23 protein-coding genes are annotated in these 23,989 nt (G+C 71.2%); 10 read left to right on the top strand and 13 right to left on the bottom strand.

Translation table 11 applies throughout. The annotated features are described in order from the left end of the window. The first annotated feature begins 57 nt into the window (after positions 1-57). On the top strand, positions 58-2,019 hold the full coding sequence (locus OG792_RS22910; RefSeq protein WP_329111374.1) for an ABC transporter ATP-binding protein: 1,962 nt from the start codon (positions 58-60) through the stop codon (positions 2,017-2,019). On the opposite strand, the gene mug is transcribed toward OG792_RS22910, so the two are convergent. From mug to OG792_RS22875, 7 genes are read right to left on the bottom strand one after another with little or no spacing between them, the layout of a single operon-like run. Then, a complete protein-coding gene (gene mug / locus OG792_RS22905; RefSeq protein ID WP_329102102.1) occupies positions 1,953-2,633 on the bottom strand; it encodes a G/U mismatch-specific DNA glycosylase in 681 nt (226 codons plus the stop codon). The two genes, OG792_RS22910 and mug, sit on opposite strands and share 67 nt — an antisense overlap. A 2-nt stretch (positions 2,634-2,635) precedes the next feature. Then, a complete protein-coding gene (locus OG792_RS22900; protein WP_329102100.1) occupies positions 2,636-3,397 on the bottom strand; it encodes an SDR family oxidoreductase in 762 nt (253 codons plus the stop codon). A 34-nt stretch (positions 3,398-3,431) separates the two neighbouring features. Next, entirely contained in the window at positions 3,432-3,899 is a 468-nt protein-coding gene (locus tag OG792_RS22895) for a hypothetical protein (protein ID WP_329102098.1), read from the bottom strand. 17 nt (positions 3,900-3,916) lie between these two features. After that, positions 3,917-4,738: a DUF692 domain-containing protein gene (locus tag OG792_RS22890; RefSeq protein ID WP_329102097.1), complete on the bottom strand. Its 822-nt coding sequence runs from the start codon at positions 4,736-4,738 to the stop codon at positions 3,917-3,919. Beyond that, positions 4,735-5,649 carry a TIGR04222 domain-containing membrane protein gene (locus tag OG792_RS22885; RefSeq protein WP_329102096.1) on the bottom strand — a complete coding sequence of 305 codons (915 nt, stop codon included), beginning with the start codon at positions 5,647-5,649 and terminating at the stop codon, positions 4,735-4,737. Before OG792_RS22885 ends, OG792_RS22890 begins: the two co-directional genes overlap by 4 nt. A 37-nt stretch (positions 5,650-5,686) precedes the next feature. Beyond that, entirely contained in the window at positions 5,687-6,586 is a 900-nt protein-coding gene (locus OG792_RS22880; protein ID WP_329102095.1) for a TIGR04222 domain-containing membrane protein, read from the bottom strand. A gap of 39 nt (positions 6,587-6,625) precedes the next feature. After that, positions 6,626-7,219, bottom strand: coding sequence for a TetR/AcrR family transcriptional regulator (locus OG792_RS22875; RefSeq protein WP_329102093.1), 594 nt, complete (start codon positions 7,217-7,219; stop codon positions 6,626-6,628). An 83-nt stretch (positions 7,220-7,302) separates the two neighbouring features. Here OG792_RS22875 and OG792_RS22870 point away from each other — a divergent pair, with 83 nt between their 5' ends. The 3 genes from OG792_RS22870 to OG792_RS22860 all read left to right on the top strand — a co-directional run bounded on the left by OG792_RS22870 (position 7,303) and on the right by OG792_RS22860 (position 10,053). Beyond that, positions 7,303-8,163 (top strand): carbon-nitrogen hydrolase family protein, encoded by an 861-nt coding sequence (locus tag OG792_RS22870; protein WP_329102091.1) that lies wholly within the window; start codon positions 7,303-7,305, stop codon positions 8,161-8,163. Between the two features lie 79 nt (positions 8,164-8,242). Continuing rightward, the gene (locus tag OG792_RS22865; RefSeq protein WP_329102089.1) at positions 8,243-8,887 is read left to right on the top strand and encodes an HAD family hydrolase; all 645 of its coding nucleotides are present in this window, start codon (positions 8,243-8,245) and stop codon (positions 8,885-8,887) included. 230 nt (positions 8,888-9,117) lie between these two features. Beyond that, entirely contained in the window at positions 9,118-10,053 is a 936-nt protein-coding gene (locus OG792_RS22860; RefSeq protein ID WP_329102087.1) for a serine protein kinase RIO, read from the top strand. Positions 10,054-10,141: 88 nt separating this feature from the next. Here OG792_RS22860 and OG792_RS22855 read toward each other — a convergent pair whose 3' ends face one another. Further along, a complete protein-coding gene (locus OG792_RS22855) occupies positions 10,142-10,387 on the bottom strand; it encodes a DUF2630 family protein (protein ID WP_329102085.1) in 246 nt (81 codons plus the stop codon). A 201-nt stretch (positions 10,388-10,588) separates the two neighbouring features. On the opposite strand from OG792_RS22855, the gene OG792_RS22850 reads away from it, so the two are divergent. The 4 genes from OG792_RS22850 (at position 10,589) to OG792_RS22835 (ending at position 16,918) form a co-directional block, all read left to right on the top strand. Further along, the gene (locus tag OG792_RS22850; RefSeq protein ID WP_442932291.1) at positions 10,589-12,829 is read left to right on the top strand and encodes a transglycosylase domain-containing protein; all 2,241 of its coding nucleotides are present in this window, start codon (positions 10,589-10,591) and stop codon (positions 12,827-12,829) included. Positions 12,830-13,235: 406 nt separating this feature from the next. Next, complete coding sequence (locus OG792_RS22845; protein ID WP_329102083.1) at positions 13,236-14,291, top strand: pectate lyase family protein; 1,056 nt, start codon at positions 13,236-13,238, stop codon at positions 14,289-14,291. Positions 14,292-14,295: 4 nt separating this feature from the next. After that, positions 14,296-15,948, top strand: a complete 1,653-nt coding sequence (locus OG792_RS22840) for a pectate lyase family protein (protein ID WP_329102081.1) — start codon at positions 14,296-14,298, stop codon at positions 15,946-15,948. A gap of 100 nt (positions 15,949-16,048) precedes the next feature. Further along, positions 16,049-16,918: a S1 family peptidase gene (locus OG792_RS22835; protein WP_329102079.1), complete on the top strand. Its 870-nt coding sequence runs from the start codon at positions 16,049-16,051 to the stop codon at positions 16,916-16,918. 84 nt (positions 16,919-17,002) lie between these two features. On the opposite strand, the gene OG792_RS22830 is transcribed toward OG792_RS22835, so the two are convergent. Continuing rightward, the gene (locus OG792_RS22830) at positions 17,003-19,807 is read right to left on the bottom strand and encodes an aconitate hydratase (RefSeq protein WP_329102076.1); all 2,805 of its coding nucleotides are present in this window, start codon (positions 19,805-19,807) and stop codon (positions 17,003-17,005) included. A gap of 237 nt (positions 19,808-20,044) precedes the next feature. On the opposite strand from OG792_RS22830, the gene OG792_RS22825 reads away from it, so the two are divergent. After that, positions 20,045-20,572, top strand: a complete 528-nt coding sequence (locus tag OG792_RS22825) for a hypothetical protein (RefSeq protein WP_329102075.1) — start codon at positions 20,045-20,047, stop codon at positions 20,570-20,572. Positions 20,573-20,676: 104 nt separating this feature from the next. On the opposite strand, the gene OG792_RS22820 is transcribed toward OG792_RS22825, so the two are convergent. Together OG792_RS22820 and OG792_RS22815 are read right to left on the bottom strand one after the other, a co-directional pair. Continuing rightward, complete coding sequence (locus OG792_RS22820) at positions 20,677-21,447, bottom strand: C39 family peptidase (RefSeq protein WP_329102073.1); 771 nt, start codon at positions 21,445-21,447, stop codon at positions 20,677-20,679. Positions 21,448-21,954: 507 nt separating this feature from the next. Further along, complete coding sequence (locus OG792_RS22815; RefSeq protein WP_329102071.1) at positions 21,955-22,125, bottom strand: hypothetical protein; 171 nt, start codon at positions 22,123-22,125, stop codon at positions 21,955-21,957. 17 nt (positions 22,126-22,142) lie between these two features. Between OG792_RS22815 and OG792_RS22810 the strand changes: the two genes are divergently transcribed. Continuing rightward, complete coding sequence (locus OG792_RS22810) at positions 22,143-22,853, top strand: hypothetical protein (RefSeq protein WP_329102069.1); 711 nt, start codon at positions 22,143-22,145, stop codon at positions 22,851-22,853. 29 nt (positions 22,854-22,882) lie between these two features. On the opposite strand, the gene OG792_RS22805 is transcribed toward OG792_RS22810, so the two are convergent. Together OG792_RS22805 and OG792_RS22800 are read right to left on the bottom strand one after the other, a co-directional pair. Beyond that, complete coding sequence (locus tag OG792_RS22805) at positions 22,883-23,545, bottom strand: hypothetical protein (RefSeq protein WP_329102067.1); 663 nt, start codon at positions 23,543-23,545, stop codon at positions 22,883-22,885. A 3-nt stretch (positions 23,546-23,548) separates the two neighbouring features. Then, a complete protein-coding gene (locus OG792_RS22800) occupies positions 23,549-23,926 on the bottom strand; it encodes a PadR family transcriptional regulator (RefSeq protein ID WP_329102064.1) in 378 nt (125 codons plus the stop codon). Between the last annotated feature and the right edge of the window lie 63 nt (positions 23,927-23,989).

Genomic DNA, 23,989 nt, shown 5'->3' with positions numbered 1-23,989 from the left:
TCGGATCGGTAAGGTCCGCGACAATTAGCGACACGGAGGTGACGGGTGTCCAACCCGATGGCGGGCGGCGGCATGGGCAGCATGGGTGGATGGAGCACTCTGCGTTCGATGCGGAGCCGGGACGAGGTCCGTAGCCACCAGCTCAGTCGGGGAGCCACCCGGCGGATCGTCGCCTTCGCGGGACCGTACCGGCGGGACATCGTCGTCTTCCTGATCACGGTGGTCCTCTCCGCCGTGATCGGCGTGGCCACCCCGGTGCTCGCCGGGGACGTGATCAACACCATCAGCAAGGGTGGCACCGAGGCGGGCGCCATCGTGGTCCGGCTGGCCCTGTTCATCGCCGGGCTCGCGGTCGTCGACGCACTGCTCTCGCTGGCCCAGCGCTGGTACTCCGCCCGGATCGGCGAGGGCATCATCCTCGACCTGCGGACCAGGGTCTACGACCACGTCCAGCGGATGCCGCTCCAGTTCTTCACCCGTACCCAGACCGGTGCGCTGGTCAGCCGGCTCAACAACGACGTGACCGGCGCGCAGCGCGCGTTCACCTCGACGCTGTCCGGTGTGGTCAGCAACATCATCCAGCTCGTTCTCACCGCCGTCGTGATGTTCACCCTCTCCTGGCAGATCACCGTCATCTCGCTGGTGTTGCTGCCGATCTTCGTCATCCCGGCCCGCCGGGTCGGCAAGCGGCTGGCCGAGATCACCCGGGAGGCGTACAACCTCGACGCCAAGATGAACGCCACCATGACCGAGCGGTTCGGGGTGGCCGGCGCACTGCTGGTCAAGCTCTTCGGCAAGCCCGAGGAGGAGGCCCGCCGGTTCGCCGAGCGAGCCGACCGGGTACGCGACATCGGCGTACAGACCGCCATGTACTCCCGTACCTTCTTCGTGGCGATGCTGCTCGTCGCATCGCTGGCCCAGGCGCTCACATACGGGCTCGGCGGCTGGCTCGCGGTCAACGGCTCGGTCAGCGCCGGTACGGTCGTCACCCTCGCCCTGCTGCTCACCCGCCTGTACGGGCCACTGACCGCGCTGTCCAACGTCCGGGTCGACGTGATGAGCGCGCTGGTCTCCTTCGACCGGGTCTTCGAGGTGCTCGACCTGAAGCCGTCGATCTCGGAGAAGCCGGACGCCGTCACCATCCCGCGCGGGAACGGCCGGCTGGAGTTCCGCGACGTACGGTTCCGCTACCCGAGTGCGGCCGAGGTGTCGCTCGCCTCGCTGGAGGACGTCGCCGCGCTCGACCGGACCGTCTCCGAACCGGTGCTGCGCGGGGTCTCCTTCGCCGTCGAACCGGGACAGATGGTGGCGCTGGTCGGCCCCTCCGGTGCCGGCAAGTCGACCACCTCGATGCTGGTCTCGCGGGTCTACGACGTCACCGACGGCGAGGTACGCGTCGGCGGCGTCGACGTACGCGACGCCACCTTCGACTCGCTGCGCGACGAGATCGGCGTGGTCACCCAGGACTCCCACCTGTTCCACGAGACGATCGCCGAGAACCTCCGGTACGCCAAGCCGGACGCGACCGACGCGGAACTCTGGGCGGCGCTGCGTGGTGCCCAGGTCGAGGAGCTGGTCCGGGCCCTGCCCGAGGGGCTGGAGACGATGGTCGGCGAGCGCGGGTACCGGTTCTCCGGTGGGGAGAAGCAACGCATAGCGATCGCCCGGCTGTTGCTCAAGGCACCGTCCATCGTCATCCTCGACGAGGCGACGGCACACCTCGACTCGGAGTCGGAGGCGGCCGTACAGCGGGCCCTGGCGGTGGCGCTGACCGGGCGTACGGCGCTGGTCATCGCGCACCGGCTCTCCACCGTTCGGGACGCCGACCAGATCCTGGTGCTCGACCACGGCAGGGTCGTCGAACGGGGCCGGCACGAGGAACTGGTAGCGGTCGGCGGGCTGTACGCCGAGCTCTACCGCACCCAGTTCGCGGTCGCCGACTCCCCGAAGCCCTACACCGACGCGGTCGGCCCGGAGCCGGTCACCACGGTGGCCCGGCGCGACTTCGACCCGGAGTGATCCGGATCGACGGCCGGCTCGTCCGGCCCGCCCCGGCCGGCCAGGACCACCGCGCGTAGTTCGGCGAAGGTCCCGGCCAGCCGGTCCGGGGTGTAGTGGGCATTGAGCCCGCTCGGGTTCGGCAGCACCCAGAGTCCCGCGCCGCCGAGGCCGTCCGGTTGGTGGCCGAGGGCAGCGCCGCGCCGGTCGAACGCCACCCGGTACGCGGTCACCCCGACCACCGCCACCCACGCCGGCCGGTACCGCCGCACCTTCGCCCGCAACCGCCGCCCACCGAGGGCCAGTTCGGCCGGGGTCAACTCGTCGGCCCGCGCGGTGGCCCGCTCCACCAGGTCGGTGATGCCGAGGCCGAGGCCGAGCAGTTCCTCCTGGTCGGTCGGGCCGAGCAACCGGGGGGTGAACCCGCCCCGGTGCAGCGCCGGCCAGAAACGGTTGCCGGGGCGGCCGAAGTGCCGGCCGATCGCCGCCGAGTAGAGCCCCGGGTTGATGCCGCAGAACAGCACGTCCAGTCCGGGCGCGATCAGGTCGGGAATCGTCCGCCCGTACGCGGCGGCCAGCTCGGCCCGTCCCGGCCGGACCGGGCCCGACGCGGCGACTGCGCTGCCGCGCGGCACGGTCAGATGCCGCGCAGGGCGCCACCGTCGACCGGGATGGTGATCCCGGTCAGGTAGCTCGCGGCGGGGGAGAGCACGAACGCGGCGATCCGGCCGAACTCGGCCGGGTCACCGAGCCGGCCGATCGGGATCGCCGACTCCGCGTCGAGGCGGGCGCGTTCCGGGTCGCCGCTGGCGGCGAAGAGCTGCCGGTTGCGGTCGGTCATGATCCGACCGGGGAGCAGGCTGACGAACCGCACGCCGCGCGGGCCGTACGAGTCGGACATCTCCTTGGCCACCGCCGCCATGCCGGGGCGCAGGCCGTTCGAGATGCCCAGGTGGGGGATTGGTACCCGGACGGAGCTGGACAGGACCAGGCCGATCGCGCCGCCGTCGGACAGCGCCCCGGCGACCGTACGGAGGGCCCGGATCGTACCGAGGAAGACGGTTTCGAACGATTCCCGCCACTGCTCGTCGGTCACCTGGTCGGCCGAGCCGACGGGTGGTCCGCCGACCGAGATGAGCGCTCCGTCGAGTCGACCGTAGTGCTCGTGGGCCGCGTCGACCAGGCGCTGTGCGGTGTCCGGGTCGCCGAGCGTGGCGGCCAGGCCGGTCGCGTACGCCGGGCCGCCCAGCCGCTCGACGGCGGCCGCCACCCGGCCGGGGTCACGGGCGGCGAGCACCACCCGGGCACCCTCGGCCACCAGCTGCTCGGCGGTGGCGAAGCCGAGCCCGTTCGACGCGCCGGTCAGTACGTACACCCGGTCGGTGAGTCCGAGATCCATGGCGACGATCCTGCCGTACGCCCGAAGGCCGCTGCTACCCGCGCCCGCCGCGCAGCACCCGGACCCGCCCGGCCACCCGGACCACCAGGGTCCCACCGGCCCGACCGAGCGCCGGACCGCGCCGGGGCCGGGGGTTCGAGGCGCCGTCGTAGCGCCAGGTCGCCTCCCGGACGGCCAGCTCCTCGGCCGCCGGCCCCGGCAGCCGACCGGCGGCAGCCAGTTCCCGGGCCAGCTCCCAGCCGTCGCGCAGCGAGCCGGTGGTCGGTCGATTGGCGGCGAAGGTACGGAAGGTGGGCAGCCAGGCGGCGCCCAGCCCGGCGGCGAGCATCGGCCAGTGCCGGCCGACGTCACCGGCCCGCTTGTTCAGCAGCGCGTCGCGGGCCGCCCCGACCAGCCGGGTGTCGAAGCCGGTCGGCACCGGCGCCCCGGACACCAGCGCCGCGACCAGTTCCGCCTGTCGGGCGGCGAGCCGGTCTCGACCGGGTGGCCGGTCCCCGCCCACGGGTGGCCGGTCCCCGCTCACGTGATCGCCGGGTAGCCGGCGGCGGCGGCGATCGCGTCGAGTTCGTCGCGCAGCGCCTGCGCCGGTGGGTAACGCCCGTCCCGTTCGAGCAGCAGCGCCGGTGGCCGGTGCCGGGCGCACAGCTCGCCGACCAGGTCGAGCACGGGCGCGGGGGTCGGGTCGGTGTGCGTGTCGTGGTAGATCCCGTCGTGCTCGGCACCCCCGGCGACGTGCACGTACGCGACCCGGTCCAGCGGCAGCCGGTCGAGCAGGTCGACCGGGTCGGTGCCCCGGTTGCGAGCGTTGGCGTAGACGTTCGCTATGTCGAGCAGGAGCAGCGCACCGGTCCGGTCGAGGATCTCGGTGAGGAACTCCGCCTCACCCAACTCGTCGTCCGGCCAGTCGAAGAGCGCGGCGATCGGCTCCAGCGCGAGCGGCACCGGCAGCTCCGCCTGGGTCCGGGTGATGTTCTCCACCAGCGCGTCGACGGCGTCGCGGGTACGCGGCACCGGCAGCAGGTGACCGGCCTCGACGCCACCGGCCCGGACGAACGCTATGTGCTCGCTGACCAGTGGCGCGTCCAGCAGTTCGGCGACCCGGGCCAGGTGGGTCACCCGGTCCGGCTCGACCGGCTCGGCGCCGCCGAGGGAGAGCCGCACCCCGTGCGGTACGACCACCGCGCCGCGCTCGCGCAGTGCGGTCAGCGCCGCCGGTGCCGGCCCGTCGGCCGCTACCGTTTCGGCGACGACCTCGACGAAGCGGAGTCCGGGCAGCTCGGCGACAAAACCGGAGATCTCCGGCCGCCAGCCGATCCCGACGCCGTACGCGGGCAGGCTCATCCGCCGCACCCCCCGCCGCCCCCACAGCCCCCGCCACCACCACTGTCGCCGCCACTGCTGCCACCGTCGGAGGAGGAGCCGCCGCCGTCGCTGCTGCTGCCGCTGGCAAGGTTGCGCTGCACCTCCGCCTCGGCGGCGAAGCCCGGGTCGAGGGCGTAGAGCGCGGCACCGCCGAACAGCGCCACACCGAACGCGGCACTGGTCGCGCCGTAGGTGTGGTACGACGGGTGGGAGCTGGGGGAGAGGTGCGCATGCTGCCCCTTGAGCGTCCTGATGGCGCTCCGGGCGGCGCGGGTGTTCCTCGGCACCGAGCCCAGCAGGATCAGGGTGGTCACCGCCAGCGCGATGAGCAGCACGAACAGGAACAACACCGGCTTGTCCCCGATGATCCCGGCGATGAACCGGGCCACACCGACGGCCAGCAGGCCGAGCAGCAGCAGCGGGAACAGGCGGGCGGCCCGGCGCTGTTCCGCGGTCGGCGCCAGCCCGACGTGTTCGAGTTGCCGCCGGATGTCGTGCAGGGCGGCCCGGACCCACTGGTGGGTGGCCAGGTCGCGAGGCCGGATCCGTTGCCCGGCCGCGTTGTGGACGGCGTGGTCGAGCCGGGTGGCTCCGGCCGGCAGCGGGCCGGTGGTGACCAGGGTGCGTCCCTGGGCGCTGGTGCCGACCGAGCCGGCGGCGCGCAGTTTGCCGAGCGAGGCGTAGACGGCGAGCCGTTCGCCGCCGTTGAGGTAGGCGGCCTGCTCCGGCGTGAGTTGGTTCGCCGCCAGGTCGCGCCGACCGGCGAAGACGATGGCACGTTGCACCACGGCGGCGAGGATCAACAGGCCGGCTGCGGCAACGTACAGGAAGAGGAAGGCTGGCCCGGAGATGCCCCAGGTGTCCGCCGGGGACGCGGCGCTGATCGTCATGGGGCCATTGTGGAACAGCATCGCCACCAGCGGGGGATCAGCTACCACCGCCGCCTCCACACCCACCGCCGCCACCGCCGCCTCCACATCCGCCGCCCGATCCGGAGTCGCTCGATCCGGAGTCACCGGACCCGAAGTCGGAGCCGATCGCACCGGTCGATCCGGTGTACGTCGACTCGTGCTCGTCGCGTGCCTCCTGCGCCATCGCCGGGTCCAGCGTCGACATGACGCTCACGCCGTACAGGGCGACGGCCATCGCCACCAGGCCGGCATCCTGCTTGGCGAGGTCGGGTTTCATCGCCGGGGCGAGGTGCCGGTGGCCACGCCGGAGCTGGACGAGCATCGCGTCGGCGGCGAGGCTGCGGCGCGGGATCCGGGCGATCAGCACCAGGTACGCGATCCCGACCAGGGCCAGTGCCACCCAGAGGTAGTCGACCGGGGCGCCCCGACCGAGTCCGATCCCGAGCCGGGCGGCGCCGAGGGCGACCAGGCCCAGCAGCAGCCACGAGCCCCGGCGGGCGGACCGGCGAACCTCCCGGCCGAGCAGCAGGTTGGCCTGTTCCAGGCCCCGTTTGAGCTCGGCGACGGCGGCCAGCACCGCCGGGTCGGCGCGCAGCCACTGCTGGGACAGGCCGCTCTCGGCTGCCGCGTACACCGCCTGGTCGAGCCGGCTGGCGTCGGGTGGTAGCGGGCCGGTGGCGGTCAGTCGGCGGTCGGCGGTCACACCGACGGCGTCCGCTCGGCGCAGCGCGGCCAGCGAGGAGTAGACCGCCAGTCGTTCACCGCTGTCGAGATAGGCGGCCTGGGCCGGGGTCAGGTCGGTCAGCCGTAGGCCGGGCGGCTGGTCGAGGACCCGGCGCCGGTGCAGTAGCGCGACGACGACGATGACCGCCGCGGTGCCGAGGTAGTACCAGATGAACAGGGGTACGGACCACATCGGGAGTTTCTCCTCGCCGTACGGGGAGCCGGGGGCTCCTCAGTGTGCGGCACCGCCGCCAGCGGGTCGACGTACGGCCTCCTCGACCAGGTCGAGTACGGGGCCGAGGTCGCCGGCCGGGCGTCCCATGGCCAGGTGCAGCACCAGCCCGTCGTAGGCGAGTTCGAGGAACTGGGCCAGCACGTCGATCGGTACGTCGTCGCGCAGCACCCCGGCGTCGCGCTGCCGGAGCAGCCGGTCCCGGGTGGCCTCGGCGATCGCCGCCGAGCGCTCGGCCCACCGCTTGGCGAACTCGGGGTCGGTACGCAGTCGCCGGGACACCTCAAGCTGGCTGCCGAGCCAGCCGGCGGTCTCCGGGGAGCTGGCGCTGGTGAGCAGGTCCCGCATCACCTGGACCAGACCGTTGCGGGCGACGGTGGAGACCATCGCCACCGCGTCGTCCTCGGCCACGGCGAGGAACAGCGAGTCCTTGTCCCGGAAGTGGTGGAAGATCGCGCCCCGGGAGAGGCCGGTCGCTTCTTCCAGCCGGCGGACTGTGGCACCCTCGTATCCGTAGCGGGCGAAACAGGCCCGCGCCGCGGCGAGGATCTCGTGGCGGCGAGCGTCGAGCTGGTCCTGGCTCACTCTGGGCACCGGTCGATCGTGTCAGGTGGCGCTGCCCGATGCAAACCGTACGTACGGCTTGGTTGGGCGCGGGCCGGGATAGGCTGCCGCTCGTGAGCATCCCCGACGCGCCGCCCGGCCCGCTGACGGTCGCCGCGATCCAGGCCCAACCGATCCCCGGCGACCTGACCGGCAACACGCGCACCGCCGCCCGGCTGGTGCACCGGGCCGCCGACGAGGGCGCCACCGTGGTCGTACTCCCGGAGCTGTTCCTGCCCGCGTACCATCCGCCGACCCTGCGGGCCGACCCGGCCGGGACCGACCTGGCCGCGGTCGACGGCGGCCGGATCGACGACCCCCGGCTGGACCCGCTGCGGGCCGCCGCCCGCGACCGCCGGGCCGTCGTGGTCGTCGGCGCCGCCATCCGGTACGCCGACCAGCGCCGCACCTGCGCCGCGATCGTCCTCGACCGATCCGGTACGGCCCGCGCCGGCTACCACAAGCAGCAGCTCTGGGGGCCGGACGAGAACGAGCTGTTCGTCCCCGGCGAACGCGGCGCCACCCTGGTGGTCGACGGTTGGCGGCTCGGCCTCGGCATCTGTTACGACGGCTGCTTCCCGGAGCACGCCCGCGCCGCAGCCGGTGACCGGGCGCACGGCTACCTGTGCCCGAGCGGCTACGTCACCGGCTCGGCCCACCGCCGCGACCTCTACTACGCCGCCCGCGCCCTGGACAACACCATGTACGTCGCCTTCGCCAATTCGATCGGCGGCGAACCGCCGTGGCGGTTCAACGGCGGCGCCGCCCTGTACGACCCGCAGGGCCGCCCGCTGGCCCGCGCCGCCGACGACGGTGAGGCGGTGGTCGTCGGGGTGTTCGATCCGGTGGAGCTGGTCCGGGTCCGGTCCACCCACCGGATGCTCGCCGACCGGCGGGCCGAACTCGGCGGCGAACGTGCCCTGCTCACCGGCTGATTCGGCCGGCCACATCCTGGGAAAGCTGTTAACACTTGGGGTCTGTTGTCGGACACCCCGGTTCCCGTAGGGTGCGCGAGTGCCACTGCTGCTCCTCGACCTGGACAACACCCTGCTGGATCGGGCGGGACCGTTCCGCGCCTGGGGGCAGCGTTTCCTGGCCGAGATCGGCGCACCGGACACCGACATCGACTGGTTGCTCTCCATCGACGCGGACGGGCTGACCGACCGGTGGGACGTGGCGGACGCGATCCGGGACCGCTACCGGCTGCGTACCCCGTCCATCGACCTGGTCGAGGCGCTGCACGACGGGTTGGCGGAACACACCCGGCTCGACCCGCTGATCGCCTGCGCCCTGCGGATCGCCGACGACGCCGGCTGGGTGCCGGTCGTGGTCAGCAACGGCACCGTACGCCAGCAGGACGCGATCATCCGCAAGACCGGTCTCGACCGGTACGTGGCGGACTGGGTCATCTCCGAGGAGGCCGGGGTCAGCAAGCCGAACCCGCGCATCTTCGTCCTGGCCGCACAGCGGGTACGGATGCAGCTGCGCGGTTCCTGGGTGGTCGGCGACAGTCCCGAGGCCGACATCGGCGGCGCGGCCGCGGTCGGACTGCCCAGCGTCTGGCTGCACCGGGGCCGGAGCTGGATGGAGTCCCGGTTCGCGCCGACCCGGACCGCCGACGGCCTCATCCCCGCCGTCTCCGCCGTCCTCGCCGGTTGACGTGTCGCCGGTTGACGTGTCGCCGGTTGACGTCTCGCGTCGGCCGGATTTCGGCTGCCGAAAATCGGTTGACGGCCCGAGCCGTTGCCGGTGAGCATGTTCCGATCACGTCCGCAGTGTCCCGGCGAGTCCGGGTCGAGGAGAGAAGGAGGTCGAGTCATGGCTGTCACCGCTGTCGTTGCCGCGTGCCCATACCCGCCTTCTTCCACCTCGATCGAGGGATTCCTACCTTGCGTGAGCATGACCATGTCCCACCGGCGCGGGAGCGCCGTACCCGTCGCTTCGACGACGACGAACCGCAGTTCCTGAAGCGGTCCCGGCACGCCGTGCCGGCCGGCTTCGACACGAACACCGACACCGACACGCCCGAGGCGGGCGACCGCTGGTCGAGCTGGGACCAGGCGGTACAGGGGCCGGAACCGTACCCGGACTGGCTGATCACCGAGCTGGCGGCGGTCGACAGTGAGCTGGGCGTACTCAAGACGGGCAAGGAAGCCGACGTACACCTCGTCCGGCGGCACGTGCCCGGCACCGACCGGTCCTGCCTGCTGGCCGCCAAGCGCTACCGGGACGCCGAGCACCGGCTGTTCCACCGCGACGCCGGTTACCTGGAGGGGCGCCGGGTACGCCGCTCGCGGGAGAACCGGGCGATGGAGGGTCGGACCGCGTTCGGCCGGCAGATGATCGCCGGCCAGTGGGCCGCCGCCGAGTTCGACGCGCTGGCCCGGCTCTGGGAGATCAGCAAAGCGATGGGCAACATCTCGGTGCCGTACCCGGTGCAGTTGGTCGGCACCGAGCTGATGCTGGAGTTCGTCGGCGACGCCGAGGAAGGGCTGGCCGCACCCCGGCTGGCCCAGACCCGGCCGGAGCCGGCGCAGCTGCGCAGCCTCTGGGACCAGATGCTGGACGCCCTGGTGGTGCTGGCCCGAGCCGGACTGGCCCACGGCGACCTGTCGCCGTACAACCTGCTGGTGCACGACGGCCGGCTGGTGCTGATCGACCTGCCGCAGGTGGTGGACGTGGTCGCCAACCCGCAGGGCAGGGAGTTCCTGGCCCGCGACGTACGGGTGGTGTCGAACTGGTTCCGGTCGCGGGGACTGCCCGGCGACCTGCTCGACCCGGAGGCCCTGACCGGCCGGCTGCTCGGGGAGGCGGGGATCCGGTGACCCGGTCCCGGCCCAGCGCCGGGTCGGCGCAACGGCCCGGCCCGGCGCTGTGTCGAGGCGTCCCGCCGACGGTGTCGGCGGGATGGTGTCACTGGAGGTAGCTCTCCACCTCGTTCTTGCTCCGGTCGCCGACCGTCTCCGGGTCGCTGCCGGCGCTGCGGGCGGCCCGCCGGCGGCGGAGCAGGTCCCAGCACTGGTCGAGGGACTCCTCCAGGGCCCGGAGCCGGGCGCGCTCCTCGTCGGTGGTCTTGTGGTTGGCCTGTTCCTGGCCGCGGAGCTTGTGCTCCTCGTCGACCAGTTCGTTGATCCGGCTCAGAATCGTGCTGTCGTCCATGCCGAGAGCCTGTCACAGGCCCGGCGGTGGCGTCCCCGTTCCCCGGGCCGGGTGTGCTTTGCCACCGTCGGGTGTGCTTTGCCGCCGGGTGGGCCCGACGTCCGGTTCCCGGCTGTACGCAAGCTTGGGACAAGCCGTGACTTTGCTAACGATCCGGGCCCGGTCGGTGATGGTCCGTGACCTCGCAGGCACTGTTGACCGGTGACGGACAAGACCCGGTTGGGCAAGGCGGCGCGGCTCCTGCTGTACGGCGTACTGGCTGGTGCGGTGCTCGCCGCGTCGGCACTGCCGGCGAGCGCGCTCGCCGGTGTGGTGCTCAAGGCGGCCACCGACTCGTACGAGGATCTGCCGACGGACCTGAAGGTGCCGGTGACCGCGCAGCGCTCGTACCTGTACGCCAACGACGGCAAGACGCTGCTGACCACGTTCTACGACGAGAACCGGGTTGACGTACCGATCACCGAGATCGCCACCAGCATGCAGCAGGCCATCGTCGCGGCCGAGGACACCCGGTTCTACGAGCACGGCGGTGTCGACCTGCGTGGGGTGGTCCGGGCGTTCGTAGCGAACCAGAGCAACGGCGCGGTCGAGCAGGGCGCGTCGACACTGACCATGCAGTACGTCCGCAACGTGCTCAAGTCCGACCCGAACCTGACCGCGGAGCAGCGGGCCGCGGCGACCGCCGAGACCAAGGGTCGCAAGATCCAGGAGATGCGGTACGCGGTCGCCCTGGAGAAGAAGCTCTCCAAGCAGGAGATCCTGGACCGCTACCTGAACATCGCCTACTTTGGCGCCGGCGCGTACGGGATCGCCGCCGCGAGCCAGCGTTACTTCGGCAAGCCCGCCTCGGCGTTGACGCTCGCCGAGGCGTCGTTGCTGGCCGGGTTGGTGCAGTCGCCGGACTCGGACAACCCGATCAGCGGGGACCGGCAGGCGGCGCTGGACCGACGGTCGTACGTGCTGGGCGCGATGGCGAAGATGAAGGTCATCACGGATGCCGAGGCGGCGGCGGCCGACGCCGAGGAGCTGGCCCTGCACCCGACCCAGGCGCCGAACGACTGCGGTGGCATGTCGGCCGGGCACGACGACTGGGGTTTCTTCTGCGACTACTTCCGGCAGTGGTGGAACGCCCAGCCGGCGTTCGGTGCGACGGTCGACGAGCGGCAGCAGGGGTTGCGTCGCGGTGGTTACACCATCGTCACCTCGCTGGACCCGAAGGTCCAGGCGGCCGCGCTGAAGCAGAGCCTGACCGTGTACGGGTACGACAACAAGCGGGCGGCCCCGATGGCGGCGGTGCAGCCGGGCACCGGCCGGGTGCTGGCGCTCGCGGTGAACCGGCACTACAGCCTCGCCCCGAACCCCAACGGGCAGCAGAACTATCCCAACACGGTGAACCAGCTCGTCGCCGGTGGCGGTGCTATCCAGGGTTACCAGGCCGGCTCGACGTTCAAGATGTTCACCATGCTGGCCGCGCTGGAGTCCGGCAGGAGTCTCGACACCGGCTTCGTGGCGCCGGCGAAGTTCCCCAGCAAATACCCGGACGGCGGGCCGAACAGCTGTGACGGCTTCTGGTGCCCGGAGAACGCGAACCCCGACTGGATGGACGGCTACCGCAACATGTGGACCGGCTTCGGCCGGTCGGTCAATACCTACTTCGTCTGGCTGGAACAGCAGGTCGGCGCGGAGAAGGCGGTGGAGATGGCGCAGCGGCTCGGGATCCAGTTCCGGGCGGGTTCCGACGCCGACCTGGCCGCCGATGGTGCCGACGGGTGGGGCGCCTTCACCCTGGGGGTGGCCTCGACCACCCCGCTCGACCTGGCCAACGCGTACGCGACGATGGGCGCGGACGGGGTCTACTGCAAGCCGTTGCCGGTCAACTCGATCACCGGTCCGGACGGCGCGAAGGTCGACGGGATCGGACCGTCGTGCAACCGGGTGGTCAGCGCGGACGTGGCTCGGGCGGCCACCGACGCGGCCCGTTGCCCGGTCGGCGACCAGTCCAGCCTCAACACCTGTGACGGCGGCACCGCCGACCAGGTCTCGGACATCCTGGGCGGTCGTCCGGTCGCCGGCAAGACCGGTAGCTCGGAGGAGAACGCGACGGAGACCTTCGTCGGCTTCACCCCGCAGCTGGCGGTGGCGTCGATCGCGGCGAACCCCGACGATCCGGGTGACCACGTGGGTTCGGCGGTGCAGGCGAAGGTCGTCAACGCGGTCGCCCGGACCATGGCGGCCGGTTTGCAGGGCAAGCCGGCGGCGGAGTTCCCGGCGCCGAGCCGGGAGATCGCGTACGGCAGCGACGGCCCCGACCAGCCGCCGGTCCAGAACCGGAATCCCGGTGACCCGAACGCGGGCGGGAACGCGGACGGGACCGGGAACGGGACCGGCCAGCCGCTGGTCGACCCGAACCAGCCGGCCATTCCCGGCCGTCGCAACCGCTGACCCTCGTCGATCCACGCGCGCTGGCCCGTCGACCGGAGACCTTCCGCGACGGGCCAGCGCGGGTGGATCGACGGCTGCGTCGGTGCCGTTTGTCGTATCGACATCCCTCATTGACACGACGGAAATATGTTTCTATGGTGAGGAACAGGAAAGCGCTTTCCTGAAAGATCTCCCGTTCGGTCGGCGCCCCGTTCCGGCGCTGTCTCCGTACCGCATCGCGCCTGTCAGCCACCTCGCGCAGCCCGTACCGCATCAGTCGTGACCTGCTCGGCGCGGACCCGCCGCCGACCCGGCGGCCGGCTCCGGCCTGCCCTCAGCGCGCCCGACGGCCCCGGACGGCCGTCGCCCCGGCGGGCCGATGGTCGGCGCCCCCGGCCGGGCGGCCCACCACCCGGAAGGCGGAACCGTGACCACCGCACCCACCCCCACCATCCCACCGACCCCACGGCGACGAGTCCCGCGCTGGCCGGCCCTGGCCGCCGCCGCGCTCGCCACCGCCCTGCTCGCCGGCGCCGGCACCCCGACCACCTCGGTCAGCGGGCCGGCGGACGGCTTCGCCAGCGTCAACGCGCTCGGCCAGAACGGCACCACCGGCGGGGCCGGCGGTCCGGTGGTCACCGCGTCCACCACGGCGCAGTTCCTCGACTACATCGCCCGCCCCGGCCCGTACGTCATCCAGGTGGTCGGCACGATCACCCTGCCCACCGGCACCAGCGACGGCATGCACAACGTCACCTCGGACAAGACCATCATCGGGGTGGGCGCCAACGCGGTCCTGTCCGGCGGCGGGCTGAACATCGGACTGCCGGTCAGCGACACCGTCACCTCGCCACCGGCGGACGCGGTGCACAACGTCATCGTCCGCAACCTGCATCTGACCGGGGCGACCGACGACCTGCTCAACGTGCAGATGTTCAGCCACCACATCTGGATCGACCACAACGAGTTCTCCAACGGCGACGACGGCGCGGTGGACATCAAGCGCGGGTCGGACTTCGTCACGGTCTCCTGGAACAACTTCCACGACCACGACAAGACCCTGCTGCTCTCGCACGACGAGGACGCCGGGGCGCAGGACATCGGTCGGCTGCGGGTCACCTACCACCACAACTACTTCAACCGGTCCGACCAGCGGCACCCGCGGGTGCGGTTCTCCAACCTCACCCACGTCTACAACAACTACTACTACGACAACAGCTACGGGGTCGCGTCGACGTACGACGCCGGGGTGCTGGTCGAGGGGAACTACTTCTACAGCGTGAACAACCCGGGGCGGGTCGAGTTCAGCGGCGACCTCGGCCGGATCGTCGAGCGGGGCAACATCCTCGTGGACTGCAACCATCCGATCGAGACGAGGGGCACGGTCACCGAGCCGAGCACGTACTACGCCTACCGGCTGGACAACGCCGCCGCCGTACCGACCATCGTCCCGGCCGGTGCCGGGGTGGGAAAGCTGGGCTGAGCTGATGAACCTCCACCGACGGCTCACCCCGTACCCGACCGCGCTGGGCGGCGCCCTGCTCGCCCTGTTGCTGGTCGCCGCCGCACTCGTCGTCACCGGCGGCTCCGCGCGGGCGGCCACCCTGTTCAGCGACAACTTCGACGACGGCGACTCGACCGGTTGGACCGCCTCCGGCGGAAGCTGGAGCGTGGCCACCGACGGCAGCGGCGTGCTGCGCCAGTCCGGCACCAGCGCCGACGCCCGGTCCCGGGCCGGCGCGACGAACTGGACCGACTACACCGTGCGGGCCCGGGTCAGGCCGACCGCGTTCAGCGGCAGCAACCGGTTCGTCGCGCTCACCGCCCGGGTGCAGTCCGCGACCAGCTACTACTACCTCGCCCTGCGCAGCAACAACACGGTCGAAATCAAAAAACTCAGCAACGGTACGTCGACCACGCTGGCCAGCGCCCCGGTCACCGTCACGGCCGGCACCTGGTACGGGCTCAGCCTCCAGGTCAGCGGCGCCACGCTGACCGGTCGGGTGGACAACGGACCGGTGCTGACCGCCAGCGACGGCCAGTACCCGACCGGACAGGTCGGGGTGGCCACCTTCTACGCCAGCGCGAACTTCGACGATGTGCTGGTGGAAACCGGCTCGGGTCCGACGCCGACGCCGACCACCGCCGGCCCGACCCCGACCACTCCCGGCCCGACCCCGACGACTCCCGCCCCGACGACTCCCGCCCCGACCACCCCGGCACCGACCACGCCGCCGCCGACCGGCAACCCGGTGCCGGGCCAGCCGGACGGCTTCGCCGGTGTCAACGCCCTCGGCCTGAGCGGCACCACCGGCGGGGCCGGCGGACCGGTGGTGACCGCCACCAACGCCACCGACTTCCTGAACTACATCGACACCACCGGTCCGCTGGTGATCCGGGTGCAGGGTGTCATCCGGATCAGCAGCAAGCAGGGCGTACGCCCGAACAAGACGATCATCGGGGTCGGTTCGACCGCCGAGATCACCGGCGGTGGGCTGGACATGTACCGGTCGTACAACGTGATCATCCGCAACATCAACTTCACCGACGCGGAGGACGACGCGATCAACGTGGGGCAGGAGTCACACCACGTCTGGATCGACCACAACCGGTTCGCCGGGGCGGTGGACGGTTCGGTCGACATCGTCCGGGGTGCCGACTACGTCACCGTCTCCTGGAACCACTTCGACCACTCCGACAAGAGCATGCTGATCAGTCACTCCGACGGGGCCGGCTCCACCGACATCGGCCACCTGAAGGTGAGCATCCACCACAACTTCTTCGACCACTCCCGACAGCGCCACCCACGGGTCCGGTTCGGCGAACCGGTGCACGTCTACAACAACTACTTCCTCGGCAACGACCTGTACGCCGTCGCCTCGACCGAGAACGCGGGTGTGCTGGTGGAGGGGAACTACTTCGAGAACGTGCCATTCCCGATCTACTCCGCCAGCGGTTACGCCGACAGCGGCCCCGGTCGGGCGGTGCAGCGGAACAACATCTTCGTCAACTCCGGCGTACCGGAGACAACCGGTTCGGTGGTCGAACCGAGCACGTACTACGCGTACCAGTTGGGTCCGGCGGCGGGTGTGCCGGCCGCGGTCACCGCCGGTGCGGGGGTGGGCCGGTTCACCGGCTGACGCCTTTCGAGGGTGGGCGGGGGCGGCCGGTGATTGAAACTCGATCGACTGCCGTGGATGCTGTAATCGCATCAACCGATGTCGATCAATGGAGGTCCGCATGCGTCGTTCCCCGTTCCTCGCCCTGCTCGCGGTGGTGCTCCTGCTCGGCGCACCGACCGCCGCGCAGGCCCGAACCGCCGCCCCCGACGCCGCCGACCCGGTTCGGGCGGCGGCGGCCCTCGCCGACGTACGCACCGCCGGCACGGTCTGGGGACTCGACCCGGCCACCGGCCGAATGACCCTCACCGTCGACGACACCGTCGATGCTGCCCGGGTGACCCCGCTGCGGGCGACCGCCGCCCGAGCCGGTGCGGTGCTGCGCCACGAGCCGGGCCGGTTGACCACCCTCATCGCCGGTGGCGAGGGCATCCAGACGGCCGGCAGTTCGGGGCGCTGCTCGCTGGGCGCGAACGTACGCAGCGGCAGCACCTACTACTTCGTCTCGGCCGGACACTGCATAGTCACCGGCGGCACCTGGTACGCCCAGGGCAGCCCGGCACCCGTGCTCGGCACCCGCGTCGGCAGCAGCTTCCCCGGCAACGACTACGGCCTGGTCCGCTACACCAACAGCACCATCCCGCACCCCAGCGCCACCTACACCTACCCCGGACTGCTCCCCGCGAACGGGATCGGCAACGCCTACATCGGTCAGCGCGTCTGCCGCAGCGGCTCCACCACCGGGGTCCGGTGCGGGACGGTGACCGCCCTCAACCAGACCGTGAACTACGCCCAGGGTTCGGTCGCCGGCCTGATCCGTACCAACATCTGCGCCGAGCCGGGCGACAGCGGCGGGCCGCTCTACGACCCGGCCACCGGAGCGATCCTCGGCATCCTCTCCGGCGGTAGCGGCAACTGCACCAGCGGCGGAACCACCTACTACCAGCCGATCGCCGAGATCCTCGCCGCGTACGGTGTGACCCTGCCCTGAACCGGGCGGTGGCCGACGGGACCGGGCCCGCAGCCATCCCGACGGATGGCTGCGGGCCCGGCTGTGTGGGCGCGTCGGTGGTCCCTAGCTGGCGATCATCCGGCGCAGGACGTACTGGAGGATGCCGCCATGGCGGTAGTAGTCGGCCTCGCCCGGGGTGTCGATCCGCACGATCGCGTCGAACTCGACCCCGGTGTCGGTGCTGACCCGGACCGTACGCGGGACCTCGCCGTCGTTGAGCGCGGTCACCCCGGTGATGGTGAACGTCTCGGTGCCGGTCAGCCCCAGCGTCTCCGCGGTCACGTCGACCGGGTACTGCAACGGGAGCACGCCCATGCCGATCAGGTTCGACCGGTGGATCCGCTCGTACGACTCGGCGACGACCGCCCGTACGCCGAGCAGCATGGTGCCCTTCGCCGCCCAGTCACGCGACGAGCCGGAGCCGTACTCCTTGCCGGAGAGGATGACCAGCGGTACGCCCGCCTCCTGGTAGGCGACCGAGGCGTCGAAGATCGAGCTCTGGTCACCGGTCAGGTGGTTGACCGTGAAGCCGCCCTCGACTCCCGGCACGAGCTGGTTGCGCAGCCGGATGTTGGCGAACGTGCCCCGGATCATCACCTCGTGGTTGCCCCGGCGGGAGCCGTACGAGTTGAACTCGTGCCGGGCCACGCCGTGCTCGGCCAGGTACGTGCCGGCGGGGGAGTCGGCCTTGATCGAGCCGGCCGGCGAGATGTGGTCGGTGGTGACCGAGTCGCCGAGCTTGGCCAGTACCCGCGCGTTGGTGATGTCGACGACCGGCTGCGGATCGCGGGCCATGCCCTCGAAGTACGGGGGCTTGCGCACGTAGGTCGAGTCACCGGCCCAGGCGAACGTGTCGCCGGTCGGGGTGGGCAGCCCCTGCCAGCGCTCGTCGCCGGTGAAGACGTCGGCGTAGTCGGCGGTGAACATCTCGCTGCGCACCGCGCTGGCGATGACCTCCTCGATCTCGGTCGAGTTCGGCCAGATGTCGCGCAGGTAGACCGGCTGACCGTCGGAGCCGAGCCCGATCGGCTCGTTGGCCAGGTCGATGTCCATCGTGCCGGCCAGCGCGTACGCCACCACCAGCGGCGGCGAGGCGAGGTAGTTCATCTTGATGTCCGGGTTGATCCGGCCCTCGAAGTTCCGGTTGCCGGACAGGACCGAGACCACCGACAGGTCACGCTCGTTGACCGCGGCGGAGACCTCCTCGGGCAGTGGGCCGGAGTTGCCGATGCAGGTGGTGCAGCCGTAGCCGACCAGGTGGAAGCCGAGCTTCTCCAGGTACGGGGTGAGCCCGGCCCGCTCGTAGTAGTCCATGACGACCTTGGAGCCCGGTGCCAGGGTGGTCTTCACCCACGGCTTGCGGTTCAGGCCGCGCTCGACCGCGTTGCGGGCGAGCAGGGCCGCGCCGATCATCACCTGCGGGTTCGAGGTGTTGGTGCAGGAGGTGATCGCGGCGATCACGACGGCGCCGTGGTCGAGTTCGAACTCGGTGCCGTCGTCGCCGGTGACCGTGATCGGGGCGCTCGCCCGTCCCTTCGCGCCGGTCGCGGCGGAGATCAGGTCGCGGGGCGCGTCGTCGGGGTCGTTGATCCCGTTGGCCGGCGGGTCGCTGGCCGGGAACGACTCCTCGCTGGCCTCGTCGGCCGGGCCGTGGGCGACCGGGTTGTCGTCGCCGACATAGTTGATCAGCGCGGAGCGGAACATCGTCTTGGCGTTGCCCAGCGGCACCCGGTCCTGCGGGCGCTTCGGCCCGGCCAGCGACGGCTCGATGGTCGACAGGTCGAGTTCGAGCCGCTCGGAGTAGTTCGGCTCGGCATCCGGGTCGTGCCAGAGGCCCTGCTCCTTGGCGTACGCCTCGACCAGCGCCACCTGAGACTCGCTGCGGCCGGTGAGCTGGAGGTAGCGGATCGTCTCGGCGTCGATCGGGAAGATGGCGACGGTGGAGCCGTACTCGGGGGACATGTTGCCGATGGTGGCCCGGTTGGCCAGCGGCACCGCGCTCACGCCGGGGCCGTAGAACTCGACGAACTTGCCGACCACGCCGTGCTTGCGCAGCATCTCGGTGATGACGAGCACCAGGTCGGTGGCGGTGGTGCCGGTCGGCGCCTCGCCGGAGAGCTTGAAGCCGACGACCCGGGGGATGAGCATGCTGACCGGCTGGCCGAGCATGGCGGCCTCGGCCTCGATGCCGCCCACGCCCCAGCCGAGCACCCCGAGACCGTTGACCATCGTGGTGTGCGAGTCGGTGCCGACCACGGTGTCCGGGTACGCCTGGCCGTTGCGTTCCATGATCGTCCGGGCCAGGTACTCGATGTTCACCTGGTGCACGATGCCGGTGCCCGGCGGGACGACCTTGAACTCGTTGAACGCGGTCTGGCCCCAGCGCAGGAACTGGTAACGCTCGCGGTTGCGCTCGTACTCCAGCTCGACGTTGCGGGCGAAGGCGTCCTTGCGGCCGAACAGGTCGGCGATGACCGAGTGGTCGATGACCAGCTCGGCCGGGGCGAGCGGGTTGACCCGGGTCGGGTCGCCGCCGAGGTCGCGGACCGCCTCGCGCATGGTGGCCAGGTCGACGACGCAGGGCACCCCGGTGAAGTCCTGCATCAGCACCCGGGACGGGGTGAACTGGATCTCCACGCTCGGGTCCGCGTCCGGGTCCCATCCGCCCAGCTCACGGATGTGGTCGGCGGTGATGTTCGCGCCGTCCTCGGTCCGGAGCAGGTTCTCCAGCAGGATCTTCAGGCTGTACGGCAGGCGGTCCTGACCGGCCACCTTGCTGATCTTGAAAATCTCGTAGCTCGCGTCTCCGACGCGTAGCTGGCTCTTCGCACCGAAGGTGTCGAGGCTCGCCACGTCGTACTCCTTCACGCTGTGTTCGTTCCGGCCGATGCCTTCCGGCCGAAGGGCGACCGTGAATAGTCCTGAGCAGTCTTTCGTACGTGTTACCGCCGCGCGCGGCTTAGGTAACACTTACCAACCGGCTCCTTCGGCTATTCAAACCGTACGTCCGTCTTGCTACTTGGCGCAAGCCGGTGCCGAGCGTTGGACACCGTGGGTGTGGCGCAGGGTCGGACCCGGCCAGACGTCGGTGCTAGGGTGCCGCGAGTGACCGACGCAACCGTCCACCTCGCTGCCCAGCCGCGCATCGACACCGTGGCGACCGGATTCTTCGACGACGCCCGGCGCCTGCGCAGCGACTACGCCGGCATCGCCTGGATCGGCGGTCAGCCCGACGCCGACACCGGCCTGATGGGGCCGGAGTACAAGCGCCGCCGGGTCGACTCCCGGCTCTTCCTGCCGGACACCCACTGGTACGACCTGGACGCCCTCGAAGACGTCGAGGTGCAGCTCAGCGTCGGCCTGTTGCAGATCCCCGGCACCGCCCAGGGCACCCAGGGCCTGGTCGGGGCGATCGCCGATCCGGTGGTCGAGTTCTACGAGCACCCCGACGGCGGCGCCGGTGTGGGCCTCTGCCTCTGGGTGCACGGCGACATCTGGTCCAACGTCGGCCTGTCCTACCGGGTGACCGTGCTCTGCGGCCCCGACGCCGTACGCGAGCCGGGCGCCGACAGCGGGGAGATCCTCACCGACGCCAACGGTGCCTCCGGCGGTGACGGGGCCGACGCCGGCTAGTGCCGTCGGCCGTCGCCACGGACCACGCACGAGAGACGACGAGGGGCCAGCTCGGTGAGCTGGCCCCTCGGTCCTACCGTCCCGCTATTCGGTTGTCACCGGCGTCAGGCCGAGTAACCGCGGGTGGCGATCCAGTTGGTCATGTCGATGGTGCTCATCCAGTAGGACGAGTTGTTCGGGTTGGCCGAGTCGGAGATCTTCACTGCCCGACCGTCATCGCGGTAACCGACCACGGCCAGGTAGTGGCCGCCCTCGTAGGAGTGCGAGACTCCGTCGGTGTCGGTCCCGGTGCCGATGATGTTGGCCACCACGGCACGGTTGTCGTCGACCGCGCGCTTGACGTCAGCCTGGAGCTTGTCCATCTGCTCCGGCTTGGCCTTGCTGTCCGGGATCGCCGTGGTCTTGTACTTGTTACCGCCGACAACCTCGTTCAGCACCCGGGTGGTGTCCTCGGCCGAGTTGGTGCCCTCGACCGTGGTGCCCAGCTTCTTGGCCAGCTCGTCCTGGGTCAGGCTGTGACCGTCCGCGCTCAGCGCGTTCCGGGTCGCGGCCGGGCCGCACCAGAAGAAGTTCGGCTGTGCCTGGTAGTCGTTCTTGAGCTCCTTGGTCGACATGCCGCGACCGGCGTCCCTGCCCTTGTCCTTGCCGTGGTCGTCGGTCTTGCCGTGACCGCCGTCGTCGTGACCACGGTCGGACGTCACCTGGGCGACGGTCGTCATGGCCGGGGCCGGGTGGGCCGGAGCCGCTTGCGCGGTGGCGCCCAGCGGGCCGGCGATGGCTCCGCCGACGAACGCGAGACCTGCGGCGGTCAGTGCGCCCTTACGGATAGCGGGGGTCTTTGCGATGGCCGGTAGCCACTGACTGAAGGTAGTCATGATGGTTGCCTTCCAATGGGGGTTCCCGTACGGGGGAGAAGCACGGGGATAAGCCACACGCCCTGGCCAAGGGGGCTGGTCGGGCGTGCTCGGGGGTGTAATCGATCCGGCCCGACGTGCATTCCGGGGAGGCGTCACCCGGGGCCGGTTCTCGGAGGTCACCCGCTCGGGGTGCTCCATTGTTCAGGGGGATGTAACCGGGCCGGCGGGTCAATCATTCCCGGGGGCGTGCCACCCGGGGGGCCGGTCCAGGAGGTCACCCGCTCGGGGTGCTCCGTCGTTCGGGGGGATGTAACCGGGCCGGCGGGTCAATCATTCCCGGGGGCGTGCCACCCGGGGGGCCGGTCCAGGAGACCACCCGGTCGGGGTGCTCCGGCGTACGTGTGTATAACCGATCCGGGGCCCCCGGCATTCCGCCGGATGGCCGCCCGGGTCAGTTGATCAAGCCGATCGGCGCCCCGCCCGCGGACGGCGGTGGGACATACCGGACATCGGGTCGGGGACTGGTCAGTTCTCCCTGGATCCGAGGGCGTTGGCCTCCGCGTGCCGGTCGCGCAACCGGGTCCGGATCTGGTCCGGCGTGTACGCCCGGCGACGACGCTCCGCCCGCGCGATCACCACTCCCGTGGCCGCCACACCGACGACGCTTGCCAGGCCAACTATCTTCCACCAACGCATCCGCCTAGGGTAGTCGAGTGGTCGATACGAGCATCAGCCTCGATGAGGCCGTCGACGTGTCCCGTACCGGTGATCTGTGGGTGTTCCGGGGACGCAGCATGCCGGACCGGGCCATTCAGCTCACCACGAACAGTCCGGTCAACCACGTCGGGATGGCCGTGGTGCTGGACGACCTGCCGCCGCTGATGTGGCACGCCGAACTGGGTCGGTCGTTACCGGACATGTGGTCCGGCACCCACCAACGCGGCGTCCAACTGCACAACCTCCGCGACGCCGTCTGCGTCTGGGCGAACCGGTACGGACAACGCGCCTGGCTGCGCCAGCTGGAGCCGCCGGCCCACCGCGAGCACGAGGACGCGGTGCTGCGTACGATCGCGCGGCTCGACGGGACACCGTTTCCGTCCACCGCCCGGATGGCCTGGCGCTGGCTGCGCGGGCGGGTGCCCGATGTGCGGCGTACCGGGTTGTTCGGTCCCGGTGGGGCCGATGACGCGACCGAAGCCGTAGCGGAGACCGGGCCGGGCGCGGCACAACGCCGGGAAAGCGACCTGGAGACCGCTTACTGCGCCGAAGTGGTGGCCGTGACGTACGAGGAAATGGGCCTGCTCCCGGCCGGGCGGCGGCCGAACTGGTACGACCCCGGCCGATTCTGGAGCGGCGACGACCTCGTCCTCGCCGACGGTGCCCGACTCGGTACGGAGATCATGGTCGAGATTCCGTCCCGCTGACCCGTCCGTCCCCGCGACGGACGGTGCAATCAGGAGGCAGCCGGCAGGGTGTCATCGCGCAATGACCAGCGGCGGGCCAGGACGGTGGCACCGGCGAGCGCGGCGGCGACCAGCGCGATCTCGGTGAGCAGCACCGATGGTGCGAGGCTGTAGCCGGTGATCCGGGCGAACCCGATGGTGACCGGGGTGACCACCGCGCCGGCCACCGGCAGCAGCAGGCCCATCAGGGCGATGGTGCGCCGGATCCGGGGGACGTCGCGCATCCGCAGGTGCACGGCGGCCAGTGCCCCGCCGACCACGATCGCGGCGGCGCTGCCGTAGTAGAGCAGGAGCGCGAGGCGGAGCGGCACGTTGACGCTGGCGGGTGCGTCGAACATGCCGACGAGGGTCGAGTAGCCCCAGGACACGAAGAGGTAGCCGAGCGCGGCACCCAGCACGGCACCGGCCAGTGCGGTGAGCAGCAGGCGCGGGTATTCGCGCGGGACCCGGGCCACGCCCGCCTCGTCGGCGAGTCGGCGGGCGAAGGCGCGGATGTCGCCGCCGAGCAACTGCTCGGGGGTGACCCCGTCCATGGCGGCGGCTTCCAGGTCCAGCCGGAGGTCGGCGGCGAGCGCGGCCCGGTCGTGGCGCTGGATGCCGAGGAGCCGCCATTCGTCGTCGGCGGTCGCGAGTGCGGTGTCGATGGGGTCCACGGGTCAGCTCCTCGGGCCGGACGGGGCGGGGTCGGTGAGTGTGGCGTTGACGATGCCGACAAAATCCGTCCACTGCCGACTCCAGGTACGCAGCCTGCTGTGACCGGCGTCGGTGAGCCCGTACACCTTGCGTGCCGGTCCGCTGGGGCTGGCCTGCGACTCGTCGGCGACCAGGCCGAGGCGGCGCAGGCGGGTCAGCAGTGGATAGATCGTGCCGTAGCCGACCGCCTCGAAACCGGCGGCGTCGAAGCGACGGACCAGCTCGTAACCGTGCGCCGGCTCCTTGGCGAGCAGGGCGAGCAGGCACATGTCCAGAGCGCCCCGGAGCAGTTGCGTCTGCCGGTCGTTGTCCTGGGTCGGGTCCGGCTCGTTCACTACCATGCGACACATAGTAGAGACGCTATTAGGTGTCGCACAATAGTTGGTCGGGTTTCGGTGCCCCGC

Source organism: Micromonospora sp. NBC_01699, from assembly GCF_036250065.1.
In the GTDB taxonomy this organism is placed as follows: Bacteria; Actinomycetota; Actinomycetes; order Mycobacteriales; family Micromonosporaceae; genus Micromonospora_G.
Note: the sequence above shows the minus strand (reverse complement) of the source record. Positions and strands in the feature narration are given on the sequence as shown.